At 70.3% G+C, this 8754-nt stretch carries 8 protein-coding genes; 3 read left to right on the top strand and 5 right to left on the bottom strand.

Annotated features, from left to right (window positions below; all coding sequences use genetic code 11):
• Positions 1-72: 72 nt before the first annotated feature.
• Positions 73-573, top strand: coding sequence for a hypothetical protein (locus tag ACEVFP_RS05685; RefSeq protein ID WP_375002653.1), 501 nt, complete (start codon positions 73-75; stop codon positions 571-573).
• A gap of 67 nt (positions 574-640) precedes the next feature.
• Here ACEVFP_RS05685 and ACEVFP_RS05680 read toward each other — a convergent pair whose 3' ends face one another.
• A complete protein-coding gene (locus tag ACEVFP_RS05680; protein WP_375002652.1) occupies positions 641-2233 on the bottom strand; it encodes a glycerol-3-phosphate dehydrogenase/oxidase in 1593 nt (530 codons plus the stop codon).
• Complete coding sequence (locus ACEVFP_RS05675; protein ID WP_375002650.1) at positions 2230-2820, bottom strand: TetR/AcrR family transcriptional regulator; 591 nt, start codon at positions 2818-2820, stop codon at positions 2230-2232. Before ACEVFP_RS05675 ends, ACEVFP_RS05680 begins: the two co-directional genes overlap by 4 nt.
• A 17-nt stretch (positions 2821-2837) precedes the next feature.
• On the opposite strand from ACEVFP_RS05675, the gene ACEVFP_RS05670 reads away from it, so the two are divergent.
• Positions 2838-4421 carry an FAD-binding oxidoreductase gene (locus ACEVFP_RS05670; RefSeq protein WP_375002649.1) on the top strand — a complete coding sequence of 528 codons (1584 nt, stop codon included), beginning with the start codon at positions 2838-2840 and terminating at the stop codon, positions 4419-4421.
• Entirely contained in the window at positions 4418-5311 is an 894-nt protein-coding gene (locus tag ACEVFP_RS05665) for a diacylglycerol/lipid kinase family protein (protein ID WP_375002648.1), read from the top strand. The genes ACEVFP_RS05670 and ACEVFP_RS05665 overlap by 4 nt, the downstream gene beginning before the upstream one ends.
• A gap of 4 nt (positions 5312-5315) precedes the next feature.
• Here the strand turns inward: ACEVFP_RS05665 and ACEVFP_RS05660 are convergent, their stop codons facing one another.
• The 3 genes from ACEVFP_RS05660 to ACEVFP_RS05650 all read right to left on the bottom strand — a co-directional run bounded on the left by ACEVFP_RS05660 (position 5316) and on the right by ACEVFP_RS05650 (position 8668).
• A complete protein-coding gene (locus ACEVFP_RS05660; RefSeq protein ID WP_375002646.1) occupies positions 5316-6095 on the bottom strand; it encodes an SDR family oxidoreductase in 780 nt (259 codons plus the stop codon).
• Entirely contained in the window at positions 6095-7312 is a 1218-nt protein-coding gene (locus tag ACEVFP_RS05655) for an acetyl-CoA C-acetyltransferase (protein WP_375002644.1), read from the bottom strand. Before ACEVFP_RS05655 ends, ACEVFP_RS05660 begins: the two co-directional genes overlap by 1 nt.
• Before the next feature lie 210 nt (positions 7313-7522).
• Positions 7523-8668, bottom strand: coding sequence for an acyl-CoA dehydrogenase family protein (locus tag ACEVFP_RS05650; RefSeq protein WP_375002643.1), 1146 nt, complete (start codon positions 8666-8668; stop codon positions 7523-7525).
• Positions 8669-8754 lie beyond the last annotated feature (86 nt).

Raw genomic sequence — 8754 nt, 5'->3', positions numbered from 1 at the left:
CGAGGATATCCTCATGTTCTTCGTCACTTCGACCTGCCACGAGGCACAGCCCGACGATGGCAGCATGAGCAGATGACGACCTGGGGCCCTGAAGCTGCTTCTGTCCTCATCGCCGGGGTGGCGCTGCTCGTGTCAGTGCTCACGTACCGGCGCACCGTCCGGATGACGAGGCGCCGGCAGGCCGACCAGGTGGGTGCATGGGTCACCCGGGACCGGATGCTCCACGTCAGGAACGCGTCGTCGACCCCGATCTACCAGTGGAGCGTCCGCTACCTCTACGAGGGCAAGGAGCTGGGCAGGACGAGAGTCAGGCCGGTGATTCCTCCGGGCGATGACAACACACCCTTGACGTGGAACGTCAAGACACGGACAGCCTTCGAGGAGCTCAAGGAGGCTACGGTCGAGTCCGGGCAGACTCGCCCAGCCATCACCGAGGTGCGTGTGGAACTGACCTTCACCGACACCTACGGACGCACCTGGATGCGCGACGCACAGGGAAGCCTCGAGTCGCTGGACACCCCGGTGCGGGCCAAGATCACCAGGTGGCTCCGTCGCTGGCCGCTCCGGTCATGACGGGAAGCGGGTGCGCGGCGCCAGCATCGTCCGCGTGCACAGGACGTCTGTGGCGCAGTGGTTCTGGCTAGTTCGACGAGTCCTGGACGGGCCGTGCGAGGTCCGCCAGCCGCAGCGCCCGCTCGGCGGCCGGCCGCGCGGCCTCGAGGTCCGCGGGCACCAGGCTCACGCGCGTGCGCCGCTGCAGCAGGTCGTCCACGTCCACGGCGCCCTCGTGAGTCACGCCGAAGATCAGCTCCGCCAGCGTCACCGGCACGTGTGGAGCGATGGGGGTCAGCAGCTCCTCGTCCCCCAGCCCGCTGACCTCGCGCGCATTGGCGAGGACCAGACCTGCCTCCGTGCCGAACCGGCGCACGAGACGAGGATGATCCTCGAGCCGCGCGAGCACGCTGCGGGGCGCCGCACCGAGAAGCGGCACGTCTCGAGTGCGACACCGCCCTGGCGCCAGGCCGGTCGCGTCCACGGCATCCTCGGCCATCTGCCGATAGGTGGTCAGCTTGCCGCCCACGACGGTGACGACCCCGGAACCGGACGTGAGCACGGCGTGCTCACGCGAGAGGTCCGCGGTGTCCTCACGCCGCCCTCCCCCAAGCGCCCCTGCCGGTGACCCTTCGCTGTCCAACAGGGGCCGCAGTCCCGCAAAGGCGCCCACGACGTCACTGCGCCGAAGCGGCCGGTCGAAGGCGGCCGCGACGACGTCGAGGAGGAAGCCGATCTCCGCGTCCGACGGTTCGGCGACGTCCGGGATCTCACCCTCCACCTCTTCGTCGGTCAACCCCACGTAGAAGGTCCCGTCCGGTTGCGGCAGCACCAGCACGAACCGGTTGCTGGTACCCGGGATCGGCGCCGTGACCGCCGCCCTCAGGCCGGGCAGCGTCTCTGCACGGAGCACGAGGTGGGTGCCGCGGCTCGGCTTGAGGCGGACGTCCACCAGGTCTCCCGCCCACACGCCGGTGGCGTTGACCACCGCCTTGGCCCGCAGGGTGGCCGTGGCTCCGGTGAGCTCGTCGCGCAGCTCCGCGCCATGACCGGTCAGGGAGGTCGCGCGCACGTGGGTGCGCACGTCGGCCCCGTGCGCCACGGCCGTCCGGGCGATGCTGATCACGAGGCGGGCGTCGTCCTCGAGCTGGCCGTCCCAGGAGAGCAGGCCGCCGCGCAGACCTCCGCTACGCAGCGCCGGCGCCATCGCCAGTACCTCGGTCCGCGAGATGCGACGTGGCCTCGGGAGGGTCCCCGCGCTGGTGCGGGCGACTCGGCGCAGCATGTCGCCGGCCGCCAACCCGAGCCGCGCCAGCAGGGCCTGCGGCCGCGACACACTGGACATGAGCGGCAGCAGCATGGGCATGGGTCGCGCGAGGTGCGGCGCGGTGCGCTCCATGAGGATGCCGCGCTCCACGGCACTCTCGTGGGCCACCCCCACCTGCCCCTTGGCCAGGTAGCGAAGGCCGCCGTGCACCAGCTTGCTGGACCACCGAGAGGTGCCGAAGGCGATGTCGAAGGCGTCGACAGCCACCACACTCAGCCCTCTCGCGGCGGCATCGAGGGCGACACCGGCGCCGGTGACGCCCAGACCGACGACGACGACGTCGACCTCGCCCGGGAGGCCCTCGAGCCCGTGGCCGACGGCCGACCGCACAGGGGAGGCGGGCAGCCCGGTCACGGGGCGAGACCTCCGGCGAGGAGGTCGGCGAAGGTCGCGACCAAACCCGTCTCCGACAGTCCGGACGCATCGGGACTGTCAGGCTCGGTCATGGTCTGCACCGACAGGGCCAGCCCATGGGAGGCGAGCACGACCGTTCGCGCCAGGGCCTCGGGATCACCCTGGCGCACGCGCCCTGCCTCCTGCCCCTGTGTGATCCGCGCGGCCAGGGCCGCGACGATCACCTGCTGGGATCGTCCGCGGCGGTCGAACAGGTATGGCAGCAGGAGCTCGACATCGAGGTCCAGGACACGACGGAACAGTGGGTTGGAGCGCAGGGCCCGGATGGCCGCAACGACCTCGCCGGCGATCTGCTCCGGCGTCGGGGCATCTCCTTCAGGCGCGGGGTCAGCGGTCGCCAACCCGGCCCACTCACGCGTCATGAGGTCGGCGAGCAGCGTCTGCATGTCGGGCCAGGCGCGGTAGATGGTCATCCGAGAGACCCCGGCACGCCGCGCCACGTCCGTCAGCGTGGTCCGCTTCAGCCCGACCTCGAGAATCGATTCGCGAGCAGCGTCGAGATAGGCATTGTGACGAGTAGACGTCATGTGTCACACTGTAACACATGACGTCCGAGATGCACCCCAGCCGCTGGGGCGACCCGACCATGGCCGGCGAGCTGCCCGAGTCCACCCGCGACCTCGTGGAGATCGCCCTGGGCATCCAGGAGACCCCGGCCGTCGGCGAGGTCAGCCTGCCGCCGTCACGGCTGCAGCCCGGCCTGCTCGATGAGCTCGCGCAGCTCCTGGGGGCCGAGCACGTGCTCACCGACGACGAGCAGCGGCGGCTGCGCACGCGTGGCAAGTCGACCCCCGACCTGCTGAAGGCCCGCGCCGGCGACCTGAGCGACGCGCCCGATGCCGTGGTCCGTCCGGGCTCGCACGCCGACGTCGAGAACCTGATCTCCTTCGCGGTCCGCCACCACGTGGCACTCGTCCCCTTTGGCGGAGGCACCTGCGTCACCGGCGGACTCGCAGCGCGGCGCGAGGGGTACGCCGGCCTGCTCTCGGTCGACCTCGTCCGGCTGAAGGCACTGCGCGACGTCGATCGCAGGTCCATGACGGCCGTGCTCGAGCCCGGACTGCGCGGACCGGAGGCCGAGGCGCTGCTCGCCGAGCATGGACTGGTCCTGGGCCACTACCCTCAGTCCTTCGAGTACGCCTCCATCGGCGGGTTCGCCGCGACGCGCTCCAGCGGCCAGGCCTCCGCCGGCTACGGCCGGTTCGACGCCATGGTCGTCGGCCTCACGGTGGCCACCCCGCAGGGCACCCTCGACCTGGGCAGCTCGCCGGCCAATGCGGCCGGTCCCGACCTGCGCCAGCTCGTGCTCGGCTCCGAGGGCACCTTCGGCATCATCACCGCGGTCCGGGTGCGGGTGAAGGAGCTGCCGGCAGAGAAGGTCTACGAGGCCTGGCAGTTCGGCTCGTTCGCCAAAGGCGCCGATGCCATGCGTCACCTCGCCCAGAACAACCTCATGCCCACCGTGCTGCGGCTCTCCGACGAGGCAGAGACCGCGCTCAATCTTGCGTCGCAGTCCGACGTCGGGGGCGAGGCCAACAGCGGCTGCCTGATGATCGTCGGGCACGAGGGCCCAGCCGACGCCTCAGCCACCGGCTCAGTCGTCGGGCGCCGCGCGCTGGTCGCCGACGCCCTCACCAGGCTCGGGGGTGTCTCGCTCGGTGAGGAGCGCGGCACCGCCTGGGCCGAGGGCCGGTTCCATGCGCCCTACCTGCGCGACTCCCTCCTCGACGTCGGCGTCCTCGCCGAGACCCTCGAGACCGCCACGTTCTGGGCCGACCGTGAGCGGGTCTACACCGCGGTCAGGGACGCGCTGACCCACGAGCTCGGCGAGCAGACGATCGTGCTCTGCCACATCTCCCACGTCTATGAGACCGGTTGCTCGCTGTACTTCACGGTCGCCACCGGTCAGGACGAGGACCCGCTGGGACGCTGGGCCGCCGCCAAGGCCGCCGCCAGCCAGGCGATGATCGACGCCGGGGCCACCATCACCCATCACCACGCGGTCGGCACCGATCACTTGCCGTGGTTCGCCCAGGAGATCGGCCCGGTCGGCGTGTCCATCCTGCGGTCGGTCAAGGACGGCCTGGACCCCACCGGCGTGCTGAACCCCGGAGTGATGATCCCGTGACCCGTTCCTTCACCTTCCTGGTCAACCCCACCTCCGGCGGTGGCGCCGCGCCGGGAGCGGTGGTGCCGGTCGCCCGGCTCCTGCGCGATGCCGGCGCCACGGTGGAGGTCACCTACTCCCCCGGCCCCCGGGCCATCCTCGAGCTCGTCTCGGCGGCCGTCGGGCGTGGCGACGTCGTGGTCTCCGTCGGCGGCGACGGCATGCTCTCCTCGATCGCCGGCGAGGTCGCCCGCCTCGGCGGCACCCTGGGCATGGTCCCCGCCGGCCGCGGCAACGACTTCGCCCGGATGCTCGAGCTCCCCACCGAGAGCGACGCCGTGGCCGACGTGCTGCTGGAGTCCGAGCCCAAGCCCACCGACCTGGTCCACGCCCAGCTGCCGGACGGGACGCTGCGAGTCGTGGCGGGGTCGGTCTACGCCGGCGTCGACGCGCGGACCGCCGACCTCGTCAACCGCTCACGCTGGGTGCCCAGGAAGTTGCAGTACCCCCTCGCGACCGTGCGCGCACTGGCCACGTTCAAGGCCGCGCAGTATGCCGTCGACATCGACGGCGTCTCACGCGCCTTCACCGGCGCCACTGTCGTGGTGGCGAACTCGGGCTACTACGGCAAGGGGATGCTGATCGCCCCTCCGGCCTCCATCGACGACGGTGAGCTGGACGTGGTCGTGATCGAGGCGGCAGGACGCTTCGACATGATCCGCTCGTTCCCCAAGGTCTATGACGGCCGGCACGTCGACCTCGCGCCCGTCCACCTCTTCCGCGGTCGCAGCATCACCCTGTCCTGCCCCGACGGCGTGGCCATGGGCGGCGACGGCGAACCGCTCGGCACGCTCGGGGCCGACCCTGTCAGGATCGAGGTCGCCCCCGGGGCCGTGCAGGTCCTGCGCTAGTCAGCTACACCCCGCCGGTCAGGGTGAGCCCGCCGTCCAGGGTCAGGGTCTGGCCCGTCACCCAGCTGGCGTCCTCGGAGAGCAGGAAGGCCACCGCGCCGGCGATGTCCTCCGGCACCCCGAGTCGCTTGAGCGGGTAGGGGGCCGACACCTCGCCCTCGCGGCCCTCGTACAGGGCCCTGGCGAACTTCGTCTTGACGACTGCAGGGGCCACCGCGTTCACCCGCAGGCCCGGACCCAGCTCCACCGCGAGCTCCTCGGTCACGTGGATGAGCGCGGACTTGGACGCGCCGTACATGCCGATGTTCGGCGCCGGCTTGAGCCCACCGACGGACGCGACGTTGACGATCGCACCTCCGTGCTCACCCATCCACCGGTGGTAGACCTGCTGGGCCCACGCGACGGCCGACAGCACGTTGACGTTGAAGATCTTGGCTGCCGCCTCCAGGTCGATGTCGATCATCCGGCCGTACACCGGGTTGATCCCCGTGTTGTTGACCAGGAAGTCCAGACGGCCGAACGCCTCGAGCGCGGTCGTGACCGCCTCCTCCTGGTGCGCCGGGTCGTCACCCGAACCCGCTACCCACAAGGCACGGCCATCGCCCAGAGACTCGGCTGCCTCGGCGAGAGCGTCGGGCTTGCGCGCGGTGATGAGCACCTGCGCGCCGTCGGCCACGAGGCGTTCGGCGATACCCAGGCCGATGCCGCGGCTGGCGCCGGTGACGATCGCGACTCTGCCCTTGAAGCGGCCGTCCGCCGCGGGGCCGTCGAGACGCCCGCTCATCAGGAGAGCCTCTCCAGGACCATGGCCATGCCCATGCCGCCGCCGACGCACATCGACTCCACGCCGAACTGCTTGTCGTGGTGCTGCAAAGAGTTGATGAGCGTGCTCGTGATGCGTGCACCGGTCATGCCGAACGGGTGACCGACGGCGATCGCGCCGCCGTTGACGTTGAGCTTGTCCAGCGGGATGCCGAGCTGCTTGGCCGAGCCCCACGCTTGGACGGCGAAGGCCTCGTTGATCTCGTACAGGTCGATGTCGTCGATGCCCATGCCGGCATGGCGCAGGGCCGCCGGAATCGCCTCGACCGGACCGAGGCCCATGATCTCCGGGGACAGGCCGGTGACGGCGGTGGAGACGATGCGCGCCAGTGGCGTCAGCCCGAGCGACTTGGCCTTCTCATCACTCATGACCACCACGGCAGCGGCGCCGTCGTTGAGCGGGCAGGCGTTGCCTGCCGTGACGGTGCCGTCAGGCCGGAAGACCGGCTTGAGCTGGCTCACGGCCTCCAGCGTGACACCGGCCCGGGGGCCGTCGTCGGCGTCGACGACGGTGCCGTCGGCCAGCGTGAGCGGCGTGATGTCCTTGGCCCAGAAACCCTCGGCGATTCGCTGCTCGGTCAGGTTCTGGCTCCGGACACCGAACTCGTCCTGCTCCTCGCGGCTCATGCCCAGGTGCTGGGCGACGTTCTCGGCGGTCTGCCCCATCGCGATGTACAGGTCGGGCAGCTCGCCACGCTCACGCGGGTCCGTCCAGGTCTCTGCGCCTCCCTCGGCACGCTTCTCCGTCCGCGCCATGGCGTCGGCGAAGAGCGGGTTCTGCGATCCGGGCACGTCGGCGAAGGCGTTCTGGAAACGGCTGACGGTCTCCACCCCGGCGGAGATGAATGCGTCTCCCTCCCCCGCCTTGATGGCGTGGTACGCCATGCGGGTGGTCTGCAGCGAGGAGGAGCAGTAGCGGTTGACCGAGACGCCGGGCAGGTGGTCCAGCCCCGACAGCACGGCGACGGCACGCGCGATGTTGTGCCCGGCCTCGCCGGCCGGTTGCCCGATGCCCAGGTGCAGGTCAGTGATGTCGCGTGGGTCGAGCGCGGGAACTTTCTCCAGCGCAGCCTTGACCATGGACGTGGCCAGGTCGTCGGGCCGCAGGTCCTTCAGCGATCCCTTGCCGGCTCGACCGATCGGCGAGCGGGCGGTGGAAACAATCACGGCTTCGGTCATGGGAGTTCACCTTCCAGGTGGGGTGCGAGAACTGGTTGCGCTGTGAGCCCGGCGGGGGTGCCGGGCCGTGGGCGGCGAGATGTGAGCCCGGCGGGGGTGCCGGGCCGTGGGCGGCGAGATGTGAGCCCGGCGGGGGTGCCGGGCCGTGGGCGGCGAGATGTGAGCCCGGCGGGGGTGCCGGGCCGTGGGCGGCTAGGTTTGAACCCAGCGTCAGAGTCCGAGGTCACGGCCGATGAGCTCCTTCATGATCTCGTTGGATCCCGCCCAGATCCGGCTCACGCGGGCGTCCCGCCAGGCGCGGGCGACACGGTACTCGTTCATGTAGCCGTAGCCGCCGTGGATCTGGACACAGTGGTCGATGACCCGGTTCTGGACGTCGGAGCTCCACCACTTGACCTTGGCGGCGTCGATGGCTGTCAGCCTGCCCTCGGCGTGGGCGGCGACGGCCGCGTCGACGTAGGACTCGGCCGCCTCGATCGACGTGACCAGCTCGGCGATGAGGAACTTGTTCCACTGGAAGCTGCCGATGGACTGCCCGAACGCCTTGCGGTCCTTGGCGTACTGGATCGTCTCGGCGAGGATCTGCTTGGCGTGCGCGACGTTGGAGACGGCACAGCTGAGCCGCTCCTGCGGCAGACGCTCCATCATGTAGATGAAGCCTCGGTCGACCTCGCCGATGACGCGGTCGTCGCCCACGCGCACGGCGTCGAAGAACAGCTCGGCGGTGTCGGACTCACTCTGGCCGACCTTGTCGAGCTTGCGGCCACGGCTGAACCCCTCGTCGTCGGCCTCGAGGCCGAACAGCGTGATCCCCTTGGCGCCCTTCTCGGGAGAGGTGCGGACCGCCGTGACCACGAGGTCGGCGCTGAAGCCGTTGGTGATGAAGGTCTTGGAGCCGTTGATCACCCACTCGTCGCCGTCGCGGACGGCCGTCGTCTTGAGTGCGGCGAGGTCGGAGCCGCCACCGGGCTCGGTCATGCCGATCGCGAGCAGGGTCTCGCCCGTCGCCACCTTGGGCAGCCAGCGTTCCTTCTGCTCCTGCGTCCCGAGGTCCACGAGGTAGGGAGCGGTGATGTCGGAGTGGATGCCGACGCACGAGCCGAGTGCGGCGCTGACCTTGCTGAGCTCCTCGGCCCAGACGGCGTTGAAGCGGAAGTCCTGAGCGCCCGCACCGCCGAGCTCCTCGGGGATCTCCAGGCCCAGCAGGCCGAGCTCACCGGCCTGCAGCCAGAACTCCCGCGGCAGCGACATGTCGTCGATGTACTGCTCGATGTTCGGGGCGACCTTCTTGGCGAGGAACGACTCACACGTCTCCCGGAACGACTGGTGGTCATCGTCATACAGGGTGCGTTCCATGCGGGGGCCCTTCACGGTGTGGCTGGTCGAGAACAGCAAGACTAAGCGCTTGCTTAGCGTGCCCCGCATGGGTCATGCTGTCAACT

Origin of the sequence: Aeromicrobium sp. CTD01-1L150 (genome assembly GCF_041951745.1) — a bacterium.
GTDB lineage: Bacteria > Actinomycetota > Actinomycetes > Propionibacteriales > Nocardioidaceae > Aeromicrobium.
The sequence above is the reverse complement of the archived record's forward strand: the minus strand, read 5'-3'. Positions and strand labels throughout refer to the sequence as shown.